At 69.5% G+C, this 19,334-nt stretch carries 20 protein-coding genes; 17 read left to right on the top strand and 3 right to left on the bottom strand.

The genetic code is table 11. From position 1 onward, the window contains the following. A complete protein-coding gene (cysK, locus tag ACYVGQ_RS11855) occupies nucleotides 1-939 on the bottom strand; it encodes a cysteine synthase A (RefSeq protein ID WP_460784811.1) in 939 nt (312 codons plus the stop codon). A gap of 103 nt (nucleotides 940-1,042) precedes the next feature. Between cysK and prmC the strand changes: the two genes are divergently transcribed. The 16 genes from prmC (at nucleotide 1,043) to ACYVGQ_RS11775 (ending at nucleotide 16,865) form a co-directional block, all read left to right on the top strand. Beyond that, nucleotides 1,043-1,900, top strand: coding sequence for a peptide chain release factor N(5)-glutamine methyltransferase (prmC, locus tag ACYVGQ_RS11850; RefSeq protein ID WP_460784810.1), 858 nt, complete (start codon nucleotides 1,043-1,045; stop codon nucleotides 1,898-1,900). A 38-nt stretch (nucleotides 1,901-1,938) separates the two neighbouring features. After that, complete coding sequence (locus tag ACYVGQ_RS11845) at nucleotides 1,939-2,673, top strand: L-threonylcarbamoyladenylate synthase (RefSeq protein WP_460784809.1); 735 nt, start codon at nucleotides 1,939-1,941, stop codon at nucleotides 2,671-2,673. Beyond that, nucleotides 2,670-3,839: an MraY family glycosyltransferase gene (locus tag ACYVGQ_RS11840; RefSeq protein WP_460784808.1), complete on the top strand. Its 1,170-nt coding sequence runs from the start codon at nucleotides 2,670-2,672 to the stop codon at nucleotides 3,837-3,839. Before ACYVGQ_RS11845 ends, ACYVGQ_RS11840 begins: the two co-directional genes overlap by 4 nt. Then, on the top strand, nucleotides 3,836-4,321 hold the full coding sequence (locus ACYVGQ_RS11835) for a hypothetical protein (RefSeq protein ID WP_460784807.1): 486 nt from the start codon (nucleotides 3,836-3,838) through the stop codon (nucleotides 4,319-4,321). Before ACYVGQ_RS11840 ends, ACYVGQ_RS11835 begins: the two co-directional genes overlap by 4 nt. A 201-nt stretch (nucleotides 4,322-4,522) precedes the next feature. Then, complete coding sequence (gene atpB / locus ACYVGQ_RS11830; protein WP_460784806.1) at nucleotides 4,523-5,239, top strand: F0F1 ATP synthase subunit A; 717 nt, start codon at nucleotides 4,523-4,525, stop codon at nucleotides 5,237-5,239. 44 nt (nucleotides 5,240-5,283) lie between these two features. Next, a complete protein-coding gene (atpE, locus tag ACYVGQ_RS11825; RefSeq protein WP_460784805.1) occupies nucleotides 5,284-5,517 on the top strand; it encodes an ATP synthase F0 subunit C in 234 nt (77 codons plus the stop codon). Between the two features lie 26 nt (nucleotides 5,518-5,543). Next, the gene (locus tag ACYVGQ_RS11820) at nucleotides 5,544-6,092 is read left to right on the top strand and encodes a F0F1 ATP synthase subunit B (protein ID WP_460784804.1); all 549 of its coding nucleotides are present in this window, start codon (nucleotides 5,544-5,546) and stop codon (nucleotides 6,090-6,092) included. Then, nucleotides 6,092-6,880, top strand: a complete 789-nt coding sequence (locus ACYVGQ_RS11815) for a F0F1 ATP synthase subunit delta (RefSeq protein WP_460784803.1) — start codon at nucleotides 6,092-6,094, stop codon at nucleotides 6,878-6,880. Before ACYVGQ_RS11820 ends, ACYVGQ_RS11815 begins: the two co-directional genes overlap by 1 nt. Nucleotides 6,881-6,927: 47 nt before the next feature. Continuing rightward, nucleotides 6,928-8,568, top strand: coding sequence for a F0F1 ATP synthase subunit alpha (atpA, locus tag ACYVGQ_RS11810; protein WP_460784802.1), 1,641 nt, complete (start codon nucleotides 6,928-6,930; stop codon nucleotides 8,566-8,568). Between the two features lie 20 nt (nucleotides 8,569-8,588). After that, complete coding sequence (locus ACYVGQ_RS11805; RefSeq protein ID WP_460784801.1) at nucleotides 8,589-9,488, top strand: F0F1 ATP synthase subunit gamma; 900 nt, start codon at nucleotides 8,589-8,591, stop codon at nucleotides 9,486-9,488. 23 nt (nucleotides 9,489-9,511) lie between these two features. Next, a complete protein-coding gene (gene atpD, locus ACYVGQ_RS11800) occupies nucleotides 9,512-10,966 on the top strand; it encodes a F0F1 ATP synthase subunit beta (protein ID WP_460784800.1) in 1,455 nt (484 codons plus the stop codon). A 2-nt stretch (nucleotides 10,967-10,968) separates the two neighbouring features. Next, entirely contained in the window at nucleotides 10,969-11,229 is a 261-nt protein-coding gene (locus ACYVGQ_RS11795) for a F0F1 ATP synthase subunit epsilon (RefSeq protein WP_452330284.1), read from the top strand. A gap of 83 nt (nucleotides 11,230-11,312) precedes the next feature. Continuing rightward, nucleotides 11,313-12,059 carry a YaaA family protein gene (locus ACYVGQ_RS11790; RefSeq protein WP_460784799.1) on the top strand — a complete coding sequence of 249 codons (747 nt, stop codon included), beginning with the start codon at nucleotides 11,313-11,315 and terminating at the stop codon, nucleotides 12,057-12,059. Between the two features lie 104 nt (nucleotides 12,060-12,163). Next, nucleotides 12,164-12,937 (top strand): large exoprotein, encoded by a 774-nt coding sequence (locus tag ACYVGQ_RS11785; RefSeq protein WP_460784798.1) that lies wholly within the window; start codon nucleotides 12,164-12,166, stop codon nucleotides 12,935-12,937. A 233-nt stretch (nucleotides 12,938-13,170) separates the two neighbouring features. Then, the gene (locus ACYVGQ_RS11780) at nucleotides 13,171-14,013 is read left to right on the top strand and encodes a PP2C family protein-serine/threonine phosphatase (protein WP_460784797.1); all 843 of its coding nucleotides are present in this window, start codon (nucleotides 13,171-13,173) and stop codon (nucleotides 14,011-14,013) included. A gap of 59 nt (nucleotides 14,014-14,072) precedes the next feature. After that, complete coding sequence (locus ACYVGQ_RS11775) at nucleotides 14,073-16,865, top strand: FtsK/SpoIIIE domain-containing protein (RefSeq protein ID WP_460784796.1); 2,793 nt, start codon at nucleotides 14,073-14,075, stop codon at nucleotides 16,863-16,865. 107 nt (nucleotides 16,866-16,972) lie between these two features. Here ACYVGQ_RS11775 and ACYVGQ_RS11770 read toward each other — a convergent pair whose 3' ends face one another. Beyond that, the gene (locus ACYVGQ_RS11770; protein WP_460784795.1) at nucleotides 16,973-17,968 is read right to left on the bottom strand and encodes an asparaginase; all 996 of its coding nucleotides are present in this window, start codon (nucleotides 17,966-17,968) and stop codon (nucleotides 16,973-16,975) included. 59 nt (nucleotides 17,969-18,027) lie between these two features. On the opposite strand from ACYVGQ_RS11770, the gene ACYVGQ_RS11765 reads away from it, so the two are divergent. Then, nucleotides 18,028-18,501, top strand: coding sequence for an OsmC family protein (locus ACYVGQ_RS11765; protein WP_460784794.1), 474 nt, complete (start codon nucleotides 18,028-18,030; stop codon nucleotides 18,499-18,501). Between the two features lie 23 nt (nucleotides 18,502-18,524). On the opposite strand, the gene ACYVGQ_RS11760 is transcribed toward ACYVGQ_RS11765, so the two are convergent. Next, nucleotides 18,525-19,304 carry a lysophospholipid acyltransferase family protein gene (locus tag ACYVGQ_RS11760; RefSeq protein WP_460784793.1) on the bottom strand — a complete coding sequence of 260 codons (780 nt, stop codon included), beginning with the start codon at nucleotides 19,302-19,304 and terminating at the stop codon, nucleotides 18,525-18,527. Between the last annotated feature and the right edge of the window lie 30 nt (nucleotides 19,305-19,334).

The raw sequence follows: 19,334 nt of genomic DNA, 5'->3' as shown, positions 1-19,334 counted from the left end.
TCAGCTCTCGCGCAGGTCCTCGAAGAGAGCGGTGGAGATGTAGCGCTCGCCCGTGTCCGGGATGATGACGACGATCGTCTTGCCGGCGTTCTCCGGGCGGGCGGCGACCTTCAGCGCCGCCGACACCGCGGCGCCCGATGACATGCCGACGAGGAGACCCTCTTTGGCCGCGAGGTCGCGGGCGACGGCGAGGGAGTCCTCGAACTCCGCCGTCAGGACCTCGTCGAGCACCTCGCGGTCGAGGACGGCCGGGACGAAGTTCGGCCCGATGCCCTGGATCTTGTGCGGGCCGGGATGGCCCTCCGTGAGAACGGGGGAGTCCTTCGGCTCGACGGCGATGACCTGGACGGACGGCTTCGCGGCCTTGAGCGCCTGGCCCGTGCCGGTGACCGTGCCGCCGGTGCCGACGCCGGCGACGAGGATGTCCACGGCGCCGTCCGTGTCGCGGAGGATCTCCTGAGCGGTGGTCTCGCGGTGGATCTGCGGGTTCGCAGCGTTCTCGAACTGACGGATCCAGATCGCGCCGGGCGTCTCCGCGACGATGCGCTTGGTCTCCTCGATCGCTCCGCTCATACCCTTGGTGGGGTCGGTGAGCACGATCTCGGCGCCGAACGCCTTCAGCAGGACACGACGCTCCTTCGACATGGACGCCGGCATCGTGAGGATCACCTTGTAGCCGCGGGCCGCTCCCACCATCGCGAGGGCGATGCCGGTGTTCCCGCTGGTGGACTCGACGATCGTCCCGCCGGGCTTCAGCTCGCCGGACGCCTCCGCGGCGTTGATCATCGCGATGCCGATGCGGTCCTTGACGCTGGACGCCGGGTTGTAGAACTCGAGCTTCGCCAGCACCGTGGCGCCGAGACCCTCGGTCACGCGGTTCAGCCGCACGAGCGGCGTGTTCCCGAAAGCGGTGGTGATATCGGAGTGGATGCCGGGCATGCGCAGGCCTTTCGTGGGCTGACTCGGTGCCGGTCCAGCCTACTGGGACCGTCAGGGTCCCGGGCGAATATGACCCGTGCACGCGTCGCTCTACGCTGGAGGGATGTCCTCCTCCGTCGCAGCAGCGCTGCGCTCCGCCGCCGCCCTGCTCGCCGATGCGGGCGTCCCCGACCCGCTCGTCGACGCAGAGCTCCTCATCGGGCATGTGCGGGGCGAGAGCAGGGGCGAGGTGCAGGCCGCCGCGGTCCGCGGCGACGAGCTGTCCGATGCGGATGCCGAGACCCTGAGCGCTCTTCTCGAGCGCAGGTCCGCGCGCGAGCCGCTGCAGCACCTGACCGGCACCGCGCCCTTCCGCCACCTCGAGCTCGCGGTCGGTCCCGGCGTCTTCGTCCCGCGGCCGGAGACCGAGCAGGTCGTGCAGTTCGCGATCGATGCGCTCCTGAACGCCGCCGACCCCTCCCCGATCGGCATCGACCTCGGCACGGGATCCGGGGCGATAGCGCTGGCGATGGCCACAGAGGCGCCGCACGCGCGCATCTTCGCGGCCGAGCTGTCTCCCGATGCATACGCCTGGGCGGCGCGCAACACCGCGCAGGTCGCCAACCTGACGCTCGTGAACGCCGATCTCGCCGAGGCGTTCGCCGAGCTCGACGGAACGGCCGCCGTGGTCATCTCGAACCCGCCTTACGTCCCCGACGACGCGATCCCGCGAGACCCGGAGGTGCGGCTCTTCGACCCGGCGCTCGCTCTCTACGGCGGCCCGGACGGCCTCGATGTCGTCCGGGCGCTCAGCACGCGGGCGCTGGCCCTGCTGCGGCCGGGAGGACTGCTCGTGATCGAGCACGGCGAGCTGCAGGGAGCGGACATCCGCGCCCTGCTCACCGCGGACGGATGGCGTGCGGCGGCGACGCATCCCGATCTCGTCGGCAGGGACCGGGCGACCACGGCACTTCGTCCCTGAGCGGCGAACGCGCCTCGTCCGCGTAGAATCGATCCGTCATGTCCCCCGTCTTCGACTGCCGCGACCGAGAGCAGCTGCTCGCCGGCATGCGCCGCGCCCGTCAGGCGATCGGCCGCGGCGAGCTCATCGTCCTCCCGACCGACACCGTGTACGGCGTCGCCGCCGACGCCTTCTCCCCGTCGGGCGTGCAGCGTCTTCTGGACGCCAAGGGGCGCGGACGCGATCAGCCGCCGCCCGTTCTGGTGTCGGGTCCTGCCACTCTGAGCGCGCTCGCCGAGGAGGTGCCGGAGGCGGTGAGCCGCCTCGTCGACGCCTTCTGGCCGGGAGGGCTCACGATCGTGCTCCCCGCGCAGCGCTCGCTGACCTGGGACCTCGGCGAGACCCAGGGCACCGTCGCCGTCCGCATGCCGGACGACCGCGTCGCGCTCGAGCTGCTCGAGGAGACCGGTCCGCTGGCGGTCTCCAGCGCGAACCTCACCGGCAAGGACGCCGCCCTCACCGCATCCGACGCACGGGACATGCTCGGCGACAGCGTCGCGGTGTACCTCGAGAACGGCATCAGCCGCGACGGGATCGCCTCCACGATCGTCGACGCGACCTCCCTCGTCTCGCGGAGCGCCCAGTCCCCGGTCGTGCGGATCCTCCGCGACGGCGCGGTCACCCGCGAGCAGCTCGAGGACGTGCTGGGCGATCTGCTCGAGCCCGCGGAGCAGCCGGGCGACGTGGTCCCGGACGAGCCGGCTCCCGGCGGAACAGCGGACCCGAGCGCGTGAAGCAGTATCTGTTCATCGTCATCCTGACGGCGACGATCACCTTCGCGCTGTCGTGGGCGGTGTGGCAGATCAGCCTGCGGTTCAAGCTCTACCCCGGCATCAGGGAGCGCGACGTGCACACCACGCCGACGCCCCGCCTCGGCGGCGTGGCGATGTTCTTCGGCATCGCCGCGGCCATCGGCGTCTCCGCGGCGAACCCGTTCTTCGGCGCGCTCTGGGTCCCACCGCAGCAGATGTGGGCGATCCTGGCCGCGATGCTCCTCATCGCCGTCATCGGCGTGATCGACGACCTCATCGACCTGGACTGGATGATCAAGCTCGGCGCGCAGTTCCTCGCCGCCGGCATCATCACCGTGTGGGGCGGCCTGCAGATCCTCGCACTGCCGTTCGGCGAGATGGTGCTGTTCTCCAGCTGGGTGAGCATCGCGGCGACGATGTTCGCCATCGTGATCGTGATGAACGCGGTCAACTTCATCGATGGCCTCGACGGGCTCGTCGCCGGGGTGTGCCTCATCGCGAACGGCGTGTTCTTCGCGTACTCGTACATGCTCACCAGAGACACCGGGGCGAGTTCGTACTTCAACGTCTCCACCTTCCTCGCCGCGGTGCTCATCGGCGCCTGCCTCGGCTTCCTGCCGCTGAACTGGAGCCCCGCGAAGCTGTTCATGGGCGACTCGGGCGCCCTGGTGATGGGCCTGCTCATGGCGACCGCCACTGTCGCGCTCACCACTCAGACACCGGCATCCGCCTATGATCCGGAGCAGTTCGGCCGCTCCCAGCTGCTGGGAGCGTTCATCCCGGTGCTGCTCCCGCTGGTCGTGGTGGTGCTGCCGCTGCTCGACTTCGGCATGGCCGTGATCCGGCGGATGGGTGCGGGCAGGTCTCCGTTCTCGCCCGACCGGAAGCATCTGCACCATCGGATGCTGGAGCTGGGCCACCGCGACCGCGACGCCGTGCTGATCTTCTACTCCTGGACGGCCGTGATCTCCCTCGCCGTGCTCCTGATGTACATCGGCACGCGAGAGGACTGGTACGGCGAGTACTGGGGCGGCGTGCTGTTCGGCATCCTCGGAAGCGCCGCCTGCCTCGTCCTCACGCTGATGCCCAGCCGCCGCGCCCGCCGGGCGAGCGGCGCGCCCGAACCCGAGACCGTGGAGTCCCGATGAGCCCGAATCCCGTGTCCAGCAACCCGATCTTCGCGAAGACCCTGGTCTGGTCGGGGGTGAGCGCGGTGGCGCTCGCGATCCTCGCCGGGGGGATCGGCTTCGCCGTCGCGCAGGGGGAGGGCCTGGCCAGCGGCCTGCTCGGCGTGGCGATCGCCGTCGCCTTCCTCGCGATCACCGGGCTCAGCATCCTGGTCGCCAACCGCTGGTACGGCGATGCGCTGTACGTGCCGTTCTTCTTCGCCATCGTGCTGGGGGGATGGCTTCTCAAGTTCGTCGTCTTCTTCGTGCTCCTGCTCCTGCTGAAGGATCAGCCGTGGCTGGTGGAGATGGTGTTCTTCCTGTCGCTGGTCGCGGGGGTCGTGACCTCGCTCGTGATCGATGCCGTCGTCCTGCTGCGGATGCGGCTGCCGATCGTCAGCGACGCGCAGCTGCCGACGGCCAACCCCGAGGACGAGACCGGCCCGGACTTGCAGAATCCCTGATTCTGATAGTGTTGACATGTGCCCCGCTCGTTCTCGAGCGCTTGTGCCGTCACGCATCACCGACCATCGTCGCCCCGGTCCTGAACCGGTGCCCCGAAGCTGGAGCCCGCGCTGTCTAATCTTGCTGCGACCCTGATTCCCCGCCTGGCCGCCGACGGCGAGTTCCACGGCCCTTCGATCGCCGAGTTCTTCCCGGACGCGGTGATCCAGATCGGCGACCTGGTCATCCACCGGATCCACCTGATCCAGTTCCTCGCGACCGCCGTGGTCGTGCTGCTGCTCTGGCTCGGCACCCGCAACATGCGCGTCGTCCCCGGGCGCTTCCAGAGCATCGTCGAGATGGGCCTCGACTTCGTCCGCGTGAACATCGCCGAAGACCTCCTCGGCCGCAAGGACGGCCGTCGGTTCATGCCGATCCTGGCGACCATGTTCTTCATGATCCTGTTCATGAACCTGACGGGCATCATCCCGTTCCTGAACATCGCGGGCACGAGCATCATCGCCGTCCCGCTGCTGCTCGCGATCGTCAGCTACGTGACCTTCATCTACGCCGGCATCAGGAAGAGCCCGAAGAACTTCTTCAAGAACTCGCTCTTCCCCGCAGGCGTCCCGCCCTTCCTCTACATCATCGTGACGCCGCTGGAGTTCCTCTCCACCTTCATCATCCGGCCGGTCACCCTCACCCTGCGTCTCCTGATGAACATGATCGTCGGGCACCTCATGCTCGTCCTGTTCTTCTCGGCGACCCAGTTCTTCGCGGTGACGCTGAGCGGCTGGTGGACCGCGCTCGGCGCCGGAACCCTCGCGTTCGGCTTCGCCTTCACCCTGTTCGAGGTCCTGGTGGCATTCCTCCAGGCCTACGTCTTCACCATCCTCACCGCGGTCTACATCCAGCTCGCGGTCGCGGAAGAGCACTGAGCGGGCGGGCGCCAGCCCTCCCACCCAACCGAAAGGAAAAACCCGTGGACGCAACTACGGTTCTCGCTGCACTCGACGGCAACATCGCCACCGTTGGCTACGGCCTCGCAGCCATCGGCCCGGCCATCGGCGTGGGCATCGTCGTCGGCAAGACGATCGAGGGCGTCGCCCGTCAGCCCGAGCTGGCAGGTCGCCTGCAGGTCCTGATGTGGATCGGTATCGCCTTCACCGAGGCGCTCGCCTTCATCGGCATCGCGACCTACTTCATCTTCCAGTAATCCGACCGCTTCGATAAGGAGACAGGATGCTGAACGCTCTTGTCACGTACGCCGCGGAGGAAGCGGATCACAATCCGCTGATCCCCGCGTGGTACGACATCATCTGGTCCGCGGTCTGCTTCGTCGTCATCCTGTTCGTGGTGTGGAAGGTCGCGCTTCCGAAGCTCTACACGCTGCTGGACGCGCGCTCCGCCGCCATCGAGGGCAACATCGCCAAGGCTGACGAGGCCCAGAAGCAGGCCGAGGCCGCGCTGGAGGAGTACACCCGGCAGCTCGCCGAGGCGCGCACCGAGGCCGGAGAGATCCGTGAGGCCGCCCGCGAGGACGGCAAGAAGATCGTCGCCGAGGCCAAGGAGACCGCTTCCGCGGAAGCCGCTCGCCTGACCGCGACTGCGCACACGCAGATCGAGGCGGAGCGCCAGTCCGCTCTCGTGTCGCTGCGCTCCGAGGTCGGCACGCTCGCTCTCGACCTCGCCGGCGGCGTGGTCGGGGAGACCCTCTCCGAGGATGCCCGCGCGACCGCTGTGGTCGACCGCTTCCTGGCAGACCTCGAAGCGTCCGAGGCGGCCAAGTAATGGGCAGCGCGACCACTCAGGCACTGTCGGCGACGACGACGGCTCTCTCCGCGGCCGAGGGCGTGACCCTCGGCACCGCGGAAGAGCTGTTCGCCGCCGCGCGGCTCGTGGGCGGCTCGTCCCAGCTGAGCGGCGCGCTCGCAGACTCCGCAGCCCCTGCGGATGCGCGCGAGAAGGTCGTCCGGAGCGTGTTCGGCTCGCTGTCGGCCGGAGCGCAGGACGTGCTCTCCGTCGTCAGCGCGCAGCGCTGGTCCGACGCATCCGATCTCGTCGACGGCATCGAGGAGCTCGCCATCCGTGCGGTGGCCATCGCGAAGCCGAAGGACGACGTCGCGGGCGAGCTGTTCGGCTTCCTCCGGGTCGTCGCGGACAACCCGGAACTGGAGCTCGCGCTCGGCAGCCGTCTCGGCGACGCCTCCGCGAAGGGCGACCTCGTCGAGCGCCTGCTCGGCGGCGCGGCCGGGGCCCCTGCCACGCTGATCGCCTCGTCGCTGATCCGTCAGCCGCGCGAGCGCCGCGTCCGCCAGCTGCTGAACCGCGCGATCCGCATCGTCGCACAGCAGCGCGGGCTGATCGTCGCCACGGTCCAGACGGCCTCGGCCCTCACCGACGCCCAGCGCACCCGCCTGACCGACGCCCTGTCCCGTCGCTACGACGGCCAGGTCGCGCTCAGCGAGGTCATCGACCCCAGCGTCGTGGGAGGCCTGCGCGTGCAGGTCGCCGACGACGTCATCGACGGCAGCATCTCCGCGCGGCTCGCCGATCTTCGACAGAAGCTCGCGGGCTAATACGACTTCGCGCGGGGAACCGCGCACCCAGATACAAAGGGAAGACAATGGCAGAACTATCGATCAGCCCCGACGTCATCCGTGATGCGCTGAAGGACTTCGCCTCGGCCTACGAGCCGTCCGCAGCCGCTGCGACCGAGGTCGGCACGGTCATCGACGCCGCCGACGGCATCGCGCACGTCGAGGGGCTGCCCGGCGTCATGGCGAACGAGCTCGTCACGTTCGCGGACGGCACCAAGGGCCTCGCGCTGAACCTGGACGAGCACGAGATCGGCGTCGTCGTCCTCGGCGACTTCACTGGCATCGAGGCAGGGCAGGAGGTCACTCGCACGGGCGAGGTCCTCTCGGTCCCGGTCGGCGACGGCTACCTCGGCCGCGTGGTCGACCCGCTCGGCAACCCGATCGACGGCCTCGGCGCGATCGCGACCGAAGGCGTCCGCGAGCTCGAGCTGCAGGCGCCTGGCGTCATGCAGCGCAAGTCGGTCCACGAGCCGATGCAGACCGGCATCAAGGCCATCGACGCGATGATCCCCGTCGGCCGAGGCCAGCGCCAGCTGATCATCGGCGACCGCCAGACCGGCAAGACGGCCATCGCGATCGACACGATCATCAACCAGAAGGCGAACTGGGAGTCCGGCGACGTCGACAAGCAGGTCCGGTGCATCTACGTCGCCATCGGACAGAAGGGCTCGACCATCGCTTCGGTGAAGGGCGCGCTCGAGGAGGCCGGCGCCCTGGAGTACACCACGATCGTGGCGGCTCCGGCATCCGACCCCGCCGGCTTCAAGTACCTGGCGCCCTACACGGGCTCGGCCATCGGCCAGCACTGGATGTACGGCGGCAAGCACGTCCTCATCATCTTCGACGACCTGTCGAAGCAGGCCGAGGCCTACCGCGCCGTCTCCCTCCTGCTGCGCCGCCCGCCGGGCCGCGAGGCATACCCCGGCGACGTCTTCTACCTGCACTCCCGCCTGCTGGAGCGCTGCGCGAAGCTGTCCGACGAGCTCGGCGCCGGTTCGATGACCGGTCTTCCGATCATCGAGACCAAGGCGAACGACGTCTCGGCGTACATCCCGACCAACGTGATCTCGATCACGGACGGCCAGATCTTCCTGCAGTCCGACCTCTTCAACGCCAACCAGCGTCCGGCGGTCGACGTGGGCATCTCGGTCTCCCGAGTCGGCGGTGACGCGCAGGTCAAGTCGATCAAGAAGGTCTCAGGAACGTTGAAGCTGGAGCTGGCGCAGTACCGCTCGCTCGAGGCCTTCGCGATGTTCGCATCCGACCTCGATGCGGCATCCCGCCGTCAGCTCTCCCGAGGCGCGCGTCTGACCGAGCTGCTCAAGCAGCCGCAGTACTCGCCGTACCCCGTCGAGGAGCAGGTCGTCTCGATCTGGGCCGGAACCAACGGCAAGCTCGACACGATCGAGGTCGAGGACGTCCTGCGCTTCGAGCGCGAGCTCCTGGACTACCTGCGTCGCAACACCAAGGTGCTCGACACCCTGCGCGAGACCAACGTCCTCGACGACGACACGGTCGCGGAGCTCGAGAGGCAGACGGACGCCTTCATCCTGGAGTTCCAGGGCGGCAAGGGCCACGCCATCGGCGCCCCTGGTCACGAGGAGCACGCCGCGGCCGAGGCCGAGGACGTCAACCAGGAGAAGATCGTCAAGGGTCGTCGCGCGTAATCGCGTGAGGTACTGAATTCATGGGCGCACAACTCAGGGTCTACAAGCAGAAGATCTCCTCTGCTCAGACGACCAAGAAGATCACGAAGGCGATGGAGCTCATCGCGGCTTCGCGCATCCAGAAGGCGATGGCGCGCGTCAGGGCGTCCAGCCCCTTCGCGCGGGCCGTGACGAGGGCCGTCTCCGCCGTCGCGACGTACTCCAACGTCGATCACCCGCTCACCCGCGAGCCCGAGACGATCCGCCGCTCCGCCGTTGTGATCTTCTCGAGCGACCGGGGCCTGGCCGGTGCCTTCAACTCGCAGATCCTGCGCGAGGCGATGGAGCTGGCCGAGCTGATCCGCTCCAGCGGAAGCGAGCCGGTGTTCTACCTGGTGGGCCGCAAGGCGGTCGGCTACTTCCAGTTCCGCGGCATCGAAGCCGCCGCGGAGTGGACCGGCGACACCGACACCCCGCAGTTCGCGACCGCCGAGGCGATCTCGACGACGCTGCTCGAGGCCTTCTCGCGCGGCGGTGACAACGGGGGAGTGGACGAGCTCCATCTCGTCTACAACCGCTTCGTGAGCATGATGACGCAGTCGCCGGAGACGGTGCGCCTGCTTCCGCTCGAGATCGCGGAATCGGATGCCTCGGACACGTCGGGCGCCGTCTATCCGCTCTACGAGTTCGAGCCGGATGCGGAGACCGTGCTGGACGCGATCCTGCCCGTCTACATCCAGAGCCGTGTCTTCAACGCGCTGCTGCAGTCGTCCGCCGCGAAGCAGGCCGCGACGCAGAAGGCGATGAAGTCGGCCAGCGACAATGCGGACAAGCTCATCACCGACTACACCCGTCTGCGCAACAACGCGCGTCAGGCGGAGATCACGCAGCAGATCGCTGAGATCGTCGGCGGCGCCGACGCCCTCGCGTCGAGCAAATAGACCCTCAGGAAAGAGACGAAGAAATGACCCCCACCGCTACGGCTGAAACGCCGGCGACCGCGGTCGTCGGGCGCGTCGCACGCGTCAACGGTCCGGTTGTCGACATCGAGTTCCCGCACGACTCGATCCCCGACATCTACAACGCGCTGAAGACCACGATCGTCATCGGCGAGGAGTCCACCGAGATCACCCTCGAGGTCGCCCAGCACCTCGGCGACGACCTCGTCCGCGCCATCGCCCTGAAGCCCACGGACGGCATCGTCCGCGGGCAGGAGGTCCGCGACACCGGCGAGGCCATCTCGGTGCCCGTCGGCGACGTGACCAAGGGCAAGGTCTTCAACGTGATCGGCGAGGTGCTCAACCTCGAGCCCGGCGAGACCATCGAGGTCACCGAGCGCTGGCCGATCCACCGCAAGGCGCCGAACTTCGACCAGCTCGAGTCGAAGACCACCATGTTCGAGACCGGCATCAAGTCGATCGACCTGCTGACCCCCTACGTGCTGGGTGGGAAGATCGGTCTGTTCGGCGGTGCCGGCGTCGGCAAGACGGTGCTCATCCAGGAGATGATCCAGCGCGTCGCGCAGGACCACGGCGGTGTGTCGGTGTTCGCCGGCGTCGGCGAGCGCACCCGTGAGGGCAACGACCTGATCCACGAGATGGAGGAGGCGGGCGTCTTCGACAAGACCGCCCTCGTCTTCGGCCAGATGGACGAGCCGCCGGGGACGCGTCTGCGCGTCGCCCTGTCGGCGCTGACGATGGCGGAGTACTTCCGCGACGTGCAGAAGCAGGACGTGCTGCTCTTCATCGACAACATCTTCCGCTTCACGCAGGCCGGTTCCGAGGTCTCCACGCTGCTGGGCCGCATGCCCTCGGCCGTGGGCTACCAGCCGAACCTCGCCGACGAGATGGGCCTCCTCCAGGAGCGCATCACCTCGACGCGCGGTCACTCGATCACCTCGCTGCAGGCGATCTACGTGCCGGCCGACGACTACACCGACCCGGCTCCGGCGACCACCTTCGCCCACCTCGACGCCACTACGGAGCTGAGCCGTGAGATCGCGTCGAAGGGTCTGTACCCGGCCATCGACCCGCTGACCTCCACGTCGCGCATCATGGACCCCCGCTACCTGGGCGAGGACCACTACCGCGTCGCGACCACGGTCAAGCAGATCCTCCAGAAGAACAAGGAGCTGCAGGAGATCATCGCCATCCTCGGTGTCGACGAGCTCTCCGAAGAGGACAAGATCGTCGTGGCCCGCGCCCGTCGCATCCAGCAGTTCCTCTCGCAGAACACCTATATGGCCAAGAAGTTCACGGGCGTCGAGGGTTCGACCGTCCCGCTCAAGGAGACCATCGAGTCCTTCGATGCGATCACCCGCGGCGACTTCGACCACGTCGCGGAGCAGGCCTTCTTCAACGTCGGCGGAATCTCCGACGTCGAAGAGCGCTGGGCGCAGATCCAGAAGGAGAACGCCTGATCATGGCGCTCAACGTCAGCCTCGTCTCCGCCGACGCGGAGGTCTGGTCGGGTGACGCCACCCTCGTCGTCGCCAAGACCGTCGAGGGTGAGATCGGCATCATGTCCGGCCACGAGCCTGTCCTTGCGATCCTCGCCCAGGGCGAGGTCCGCATCACTCGCGAGGACGGCTCGAAGGTGCTCGCCAACGCGCAGGACGGGTTCCTCTCCATGGAGGGCGACACCCTGACGATCGTGGCGGGCAACGCCGCGCTCATCGCCTGATCCATCACGACATCCGTCCGCCTCGGGCGCCCCGTGCTCGTCACGGGACGCCCGAGGCGGACGTCTTTCTCCCCCGAGGTCCCATGAAGCTGCTGCTGCCGCCCTCCGAGACCAAGCGCGCCGGCGGCGACGGGCCGCCGCTCGCCGCGGGATCCCTCGCGCTTCCTCGTCTCGCCGCGCCCCGGCGGGCGGTCATCGCCGCGCTCGTCGCGCTCGCCAGGGACGAGGAGGCTGCACGGCGGGTCCTGAAGCTCACGGAGAGGCAGGACGGCGAGATCCTGCACAACCGCCGGCTGCGCAGGGCTCCGACGATGCCCGCGTCGGACCGCTACACCGGCGTTCTCTTCGACGCGCTGGATGCGGAGAGCCTGAGTGCAGATGCGCGGGCCCATCTGCACGAGCGCGTCTGGATCCACTCCGCGCCGTTCGGTCCCGTCGCGGGGCTCGATCCGATCCCGCCGTACCGGCTCTCCGCGGGGACGGCGCTGCCCGGCGTGCCGCCGCTGCGCAGGCACTGGGCGGATGCCGTCACGGCCGCGATCGCCGAGGAGGATCCCGGCTTCGTTCTGGATCTGCGCAGCGAGGCCTATGTCGCGCTCGGGCCGATCCCGGCATCCGTGCCCTCCGCGTACGTCCGCGTCGTGACCGCGGAGGGACGCGCGCTCAATCACTTCAACAAGAAGACGAAGGGCCTGTTCGCCAGAGCATTCGCGGAGGACAGGGTCGACGCGCGCACCGGCGAGGACCTGCGGGCATGGGGGGCGTCGCGGGGGTTCTCCCTGCACGAGACCTCGGAGACGGGGATCTGGGAGCTGCTCGCGGCGTCCTGAACATTGCACGACATTCCGAGAGACCCGTGCGCCCGGGGCAGTGCTCGCGCTAGGGTTATGGGCGCGGTGCCAAAGCCGCCCCGTTTCCAGATCCGGAGGGGATCATGAGCAGTTATTACTACGACACGAGCGGACTGGCCGCGCTGGCGATCGTCGGCGTCCTGTCCTTCATCTTCGCGATCGCAGGATACGTCATCACCGCGATCTTCCTGTCGAAGCTGTTCGACAAGGCGGGGGTGCAGGGCAAGTGGCGCGCCTGGGTCCCGGTCTACAACATCCTCGTGCTCGCCAAGCTGGGCGACGTCTCGCCGTGGGTGCCGCTCATCTCGATCGGCCTGCTGGTCATCCCCTTCCTGAACTACATCACCTGGATCGCCTGGCTCGCGGTGCTCGTCATGATCCTGTGGCGCGTCGGCCTGAAGCTCCAGAAGGACGCGGTCTGGCTGCTCCTGCTGCTGATCCCCGGTGTGGGCTTCCTCGTCTGGGTCGGCATCAACGCGTTCGACAAGTCGCGCTGGAACACGCAGATCGCTCCGGCGCCGTGGGCGTCGAACAGCTTCTTCGCGGACACCACCGTCTGGGAGGGCATCCCCGCTCAGACCACGACCGTGCCCCCGGCCGGCGGGTACGGTGCGGCCCCCGGTTACGGCCAGGCCCCCCAGGGATATGCGCCGCCGCAGCCCGGCTATGGTCAGCCCGCGCAGCCCGGTTACGGCCAGCCCGGCTCCGCTCCGGCGAACCCCCCGGCAGCTCCTGCCGTTCCGCCGGTGACGCCTCCGCCCGCTGCCCCGCCCGTGACGCCTCCGCCCGCCGCTCCGCCTGCACCTCCGGCGGCACCGCCCGCGGCTCCCGGCGATCCGACGCAGCCGCCGGCCTGATCGGCCGTCGTCGCAAAGGCCTCTGACCTCGGTCGGGGGCCTTTGCCGTGGACGTCGCATCCGGTCCGCGATGCGGGCGGGTGCGGCGGGCATGACGCGATAGCGTTGAGGCATGCCCTCTCCCTCTCCCCGCCGATCCGGCCGTGCGGGTGCTCCGGGTCGCACGGCTTCCACTACGATGTTCGAGAGCCAGGCGGCCGCCCGATCCGCCGCTCGCAGCACGGAGGAAGCACGTGGCTGACACCACATCGCAGACGCTCGACGTCGACGAGCGATTCTCCTTGAGCTGGGCGGGGGCGACCGATCGAGGGCGCAGAAGGGACTCCAACCAGGATGCCTTCCTGGCGGAGTATCCGCTGTTCGTCGTCGCCGACGGCATGGGTGGTCACGCCGGTGGCGAGGTTGCGAGTCAGAGCACCGTGACGCGCCTGCGTGCGATGGTCGGAGCAGGCGAGGTCTCGGCGGAGTCGATCGAGAAGGCGCTGGAGCTCGCGGTCGAGGACATCGTGTCGCATCCCGAGACCACCGATGAAGGCACCGGGACGACGCTGACCGGCGTCTACCTGGATCTCGCAGCGGACCCGCCGCGCTGGGTGTCGCTGAACATCGGGGACTCCCGCGTCTATCTGCTGCGCGGCGACCGCCTGGTCCAGGTCACCACGGATCACTCGGTCGTGCAGGAGCTGATCTCCTCAGGGCGGCTCAGCCCCGAAGAGGCGGAGGGGCATCCCTACAGCAACGTGATCACGCGCGCCGTCGGCGTCAGCGAGCTGTTCCCCCCCGATTACCTGGGCATCGAGATCCAGGACGGCGATCGCTTCGTGATCTGCTCCGACGGCCTCACGAAGGAGCTCACCGACTACGGGATCCAGCATTTCCTCCGTGAGCATTCGGATCCCGCCGGAGCGGTCGACGCGATGGTCGCGGCCGCGCTGGAGAACGGCGGCCGCGACAACGTCACGCTCATCGTCGTCCAGATCGTCGACAGGCGGCCGGAGCATGTCGATCGGCAACCGTCGGATCAGCAGCCGGCGGAGCAGACGGAGAACGGCGACTCGCCCTCCACAGCCACGTGATGCTTCCGCGGCCTGTGGAAAGCCGATCTCGGCTCGGCTGATCGTGTCGAATGGCTCGTATGACCGCCGAGCCCATCGTCCTCCCGCCCGCGCCAGCAGAGCCGCGGCGTCCTCCCGTCCCGTTCGTCGCGGCGATCGTCCCGGTGGCCGCCGGCGTGATCCTCTGGCAGGTCACCGGATCCGCGATGGCGCTGTGCTTCGCGCTGCTCGGCCCGCTGATGATCGCAGGATCGGTGCTCGACGGCATACGTCTGCGGCGACGCGAGCGCAGGTGGCTGTCGGTCGAGACCGATGACGCCTGGCGACGTGCGGAGGAGGAGATCGCCGAGCGTCGCACACAGGAACGGGAGTCGCTCTGGCAGCGGCATCCCGATGCGCTGCGCCGTCTCGTCGCCGAGCCGCTGCGGGACGATGAGGATCCTGGACCGTCGACCCTGATCGTCGTCGGTCGAGGGGACCGGCCGAGCGCATTGCGGCTGAGCGGCGGCGAGGGCGAACGGGCGCGCCTGGCCAGGCAGCGGGCGGGCGTGCTGACGGATGCGCCGGTGACGGCGCGGTTGGGACGGGGGCTCTGCATTCGCGGAGCAGAGGTTCTCGGCGAGGCGGTGCTCCGGGCTCTCGTCGCGCAGCTGTGCCTGCGGTTCTCCGCGGCGCGGCTGGCTCTCGTCGACGTGCCGGAGGGGTGGGACTTCGCGCATGCGATCACGAGCTCCCGTGCGGCGTTCCGACTGGGGATCGGGCGAGACCCGGCGTCGCCGCCGGCCGCGGACGCCGTGCTGTGGCTGCTGCCGTCCGGCAGCGCGGTACCGGATGGCGCGACGGCCGTGATCGACGTTCTCGATCCCTTCGCCGCCACGTTGCGCACCGCCGAGGGGACGCAGCCGATCGCGGTGGAGTGCCTGTCGGCCGCACAGCTGGAGGCGATCGCCCTGCAGAGCGCGCGGCACGTCGCGCAGGAGGCGCGGCTGCCGGCGGAGGTGCGTTTCGCCGATCTGTCCGGGCCGCCGGCGACGGGGCTCTCCGCCGTCATCGGGCGAGGTGCGCTCGATGACCTCGTCGTCGACCTCGTCGGCGACGGCCCGCATGCGATGGTCACCGGGATGACCGGCGCAGGCAAGAGCGAGCTGCTGGTGACCTGGGTATGCGCGATCGCGGCGCAGCGCGGGCCGGAGGAGGTGGCTTTCGTCCTCGCCGACTTCAAGGGCGGCACCGCCTTCGATCCGCTGCGGACGCTGCCGCATGTCACCGCCGTGCTGACCGATCTCGACGAGGGCGAGGCATCGAGGGGCGTCCGCAGCCTCACCGCGGAGCTGAGGCGCCGGGAACGCGTGCTCGCGGAGGCCGGCGCCCGCGACATCGACGATCCGGGCGTGCGGATGCCTCGCCTCGTGATCGTCGTCGACGAGTTCGCCGCGCTGCTGCAGGAGCATCCTGATCTCGCCGCGGTGTTCACGGACATCGCCGCGCGCGGAAGGGCGCTCGGCATGCACCTCATCCTCGGCACGCAGCGAGCTGCGGGGATCATCAGAGACGCATTGGCGGCGAACTGCCCGCTGCGGATCAGTCTCAGGGTCGCCGATGCCGCCGACAGCAGACTGGTGATCGGCTCGGATGACGCTGCGGCGCTGGAGGGCGGAGCAGAAGCGCGGGGGATCGCGTTCGTGCGCAGGCCGAAGGACGTCTCGGCCTCGGCGATCCGTGTCGCGCTCACCGGAGAGGACGGTCTGCGTGCCGTCGCCGCGCGGTGGCCCGGGGCCGTGCGACCGCCGAGCCCGTGGCTGCCGGCGCTGCCGGCGATGCTGCGGCTGGATCGCATGCCGCGCCCGGCGGGTGCCGGCCTGCTGCTCGGCGCCGCCGATGAGCCGGAGCGTCAGAGCCAGCCCGTCATCGTGCTGGAGCCCGGCCAGGATCGTGGGATGGGCGTGATCGGCGGACCGGGATCGGGCAAGTCCGCCGTGCTGCGGTCGCTGCGGCGACAGCATCCGGATGCCTTCGTCGTCCCGGCCGACGCGGAGAGCGCGTGGGACGCTCTGCTCGAGCTCGGATCACGAAGACCGGAACTCGTGCTCTGCGACGACGTCGACCGGATGCTGGCCACGCTCCCCGGCGAGTACGCGCTCGCCTTCGCCGATCGCCTCGAGCTGTTCCTGCGGTCGGCGCAGGACTCGACGACCGTGCTCGCGTTCGGTCGCGCCTCCGGAGCGGTCACCCGCCTGATGGACGCGCTTCCCCGGCGACTGCTGCTGCGGACGGCCACCCGCGGAGAGCATCTCGCCGCCGGCGGCGACTCGGCGAGTTTCGATCCGGCCAGGCCGCCGGGGCGGGGACACCTGTCGGGCAGAGAAGTGCAGGTGGCGTGGACGGAGCCGGCGGACGAGGCGAGCGTACCGGCGAGGCGATCGCCGTGGCGTCCGCGGCGGCCGCTGGTGGGGGTGGTCGGCGGCGGAGCGCTGCTGCAGGGTGCTCTGCGCGCCGAGCTGTCGACGTGGGACGTCCACGGCGTATCCGGTGCCCGGATCGATCCCGATGCCGCGGGGACGGCGCTCATCGGGGATGCCGAGGACTGGCAGCGGGAGTGGGCGCTGATGCAACGCGTGCGCAAGGAGGGCGAGGTCCTCGTGCTCGCGGAGAACCCGGCTGCGCTGAGGGTTCTTCTCGGATCTCGTGAGCTGCCGCCCTATGCGCGGACGCACGCCGGGAGGGCCTGGAGCGTGGTCGACGGGGGAGCGCCGACGCGAGTCGTCCTCCCCGGACTCGAGCAGGGGATCGGACTCCGCAGGGTCGACAGGCGTGTCCCCGACAGGCGCGCCGATGGTCCATCCGCCGGGGAGGGGGAACGGAGGCGCGCATGAGCATCGAGTCCGCACGTCCGGCGGTCTTCCTCGACGCGGAGCGGCCCCGCCGTCCTCGGACAGCTCAGAGCTCGACCGGAGCCGATGGGCGGGAGACGTGCTCGGCGTCAGATCCCCGCACCCGGACGGATGCGGCCGACCTCGCGCCCGCCGCCGAGCACGTCGAGGGGGAGCGCGGCCGCGAGATCCTGCACCTGCTGTTCCGTCAGCGCGCCGGCACGGGACAGCAGCGCCGCCGCGACGATGGTGGAGGCGCGCGCCGACCCGTCGAGCATCTTCAGGGCGATGGTGGTGCCGTTCGGCGCGGTCATCACCATGACGCCCTCCGCGCCGCCCTTGGCGAAGACGCCGAGCGTCTGGATGGCGATCGTGTCCGGTCGGCCAGGACCCTCGATCGTCCAGGGGTGCTCCCGGACCGTGCGGACGAGCGTTCCCGCGACCCGGTGCAGGGCGAACGGCGAGCGATCGGACGCCGAGCCGATGCGGTGGATCGCGCGGGCGAGGCCGAGGAGCGTGATCGCGTGGACCGGCGCACCGCACCCGTCCACGGACGTGTGCGCGATCTTCTCCCCGGTGAGGCGTTCGATCACCTCGCGGATGTGCACCTGCAGCGGATGCTCCGGTTCGAGATAGCCGGCCGTCGGCCAGCCGGTCGCGATGCAGGCGCGCAGCATGGCCGCGTGCTTGCCGGAGCAGTTCATTCGGATGCGTGCCGGCGCTCCGTGCTCGCGTACGAGCTCGTCCCGCGCACCAGCATCGCCCGGCCACGCGGCGGGGCAGGCCAGGTCGTCCTCGGTGAGACCGCCTTCGACGAGCATGTCGCGCACCACTGCGGCGTGCCGGTCCGTTCCGACATGGCTCGCCGTCGACAGCGCGAGCTGCTCGCCCTCCAGCGCGGCGCCGGCTGTGACGCAGGCGACCGCCTGCAGCGGCTTCAGGCTCGATCGGGGGAGGATGAGGGCGTCCGCGTTCCCGTGCCGTGCGATCACCTCGCCGTCGGGGGAGAGCACCACGGCCGCACCCGCATGCCGGGACTCGACGAAACCGCTCCGCTCCACGACGGCGAGTTCGACGGCATCCGCGAGGGTGAGTGTCTCCAGCATCCGTTCAGCCTATCCCGCAGCGGAAGACTCGCTCCCGCCCGCGGTGGCAGACTGGGGCCATGAGCCTGGGCGATCACCACTACGCGCTGACCACCACCTGGACGGGCAACCGCGGGACGGGAACGAGCGGCTACCGCGACTATGCGCGCGATGTCGTCGTGCAGGTCGAGGGCAAACCGGAGCTGCTCGCCTCGTCCGACCGGCCGTTCCGCGGCGACCCTGCTCGATGGAACCCCGAGGACCTGCTGCTCGCAGCCCTCTCCGAGTGCCACCTGCTGTCCTATCTGCACGCATGCGTGACGGCCGGCGTCGTCGTCGTGTCCTACCGCGACGCCGCGACCGGCCTCATGCGCGAGGACGGCAGGGGAGGAGGCGCCTTCGTCGAGGTCTTGCTGAGACCGGAGGTCACCGTCGCCGCAGCGTCGATGATCGACGCTGCGGAGCGGGCGCATGCGCAGGCGAACACGTGGTGCTTCATCGCGAACTCCGTGAACTTCCCCGTGCGTCACGAGGCCACTGTGACGGTCGCCTGAAACGGATGCCGACGAGAGCCGGCTCAGCGCCGTTCGTGCGGCAGCGCCTGCTTGATCTTCTCGATCGTTCCCTGCGCGGGCGCCTCGTTGTAGGCATCGGCGAGCTCCTGGCCTGACAGGGCATGGATCGCGGACATGATCTCGTCCGTCGCGAGACGGCGCGCCCTGCCGCTGGCGGCAGGACCGTGCGGCGAGACGTCGATGGGCGTGCCGAACCTCACGGTGACGCGCTCGCGCAGCGAGGGCACCTTCGCACCCTTCGGCATGACCCGGTCCGTGCCGATCAGGCCGACGGGGACGACGGGGGCGCCGGTCTGCAGCGCGAGGAAGGCGACTCCCGTGCGGCCCTTGTAGAGACGGCCGTCCGTGGACCGGGTGCCCTCCGGGTAGAGGGCGACGGCGAGACCGTCGTCCAGGAGCCTTCGCTGCTGGTCGAGCGCGTCGAGCGCGGCCTGTCCCGCACCGCGGCGGACCGGGATCGCCCCGATCGACTCGAAGAACGTGCGGCTCAGGGCGCCGGTGATGCCGGCGCCCTCGAAGTAGCTGGACTTCGCGAGGAAGTGGACCGGACGCGGTGCCGCCACGGGGATCGCGATCGAATCGATGAACGACAGATGGTTGCTCGCGAAGATGACCGGTCCTGAACGGGGGACGTTGTCCTTGCCCTCGACGCGAGGGCGGTAGATCATCCGGGCCAGCGGGCTGATCACGGCGCGGCCGAGGGTGTAGGTGAAGCCGGCACGACGGGGCTGATCAGCCTCTGCGAGCGGGGTTTCAGGAGCGTCGGACGGCTCAGCGGTCATCAGGTCAGGTTAGCGCGCCGAGCATTCCGT

It is taken from the genome of Microbacterium tumbae (genome assembly GCF_054780175.1).
Note: the sequence above shows the minus strand (reverse complement) of the source record. Positions and strands in the feature narration are given on the sequence as shown.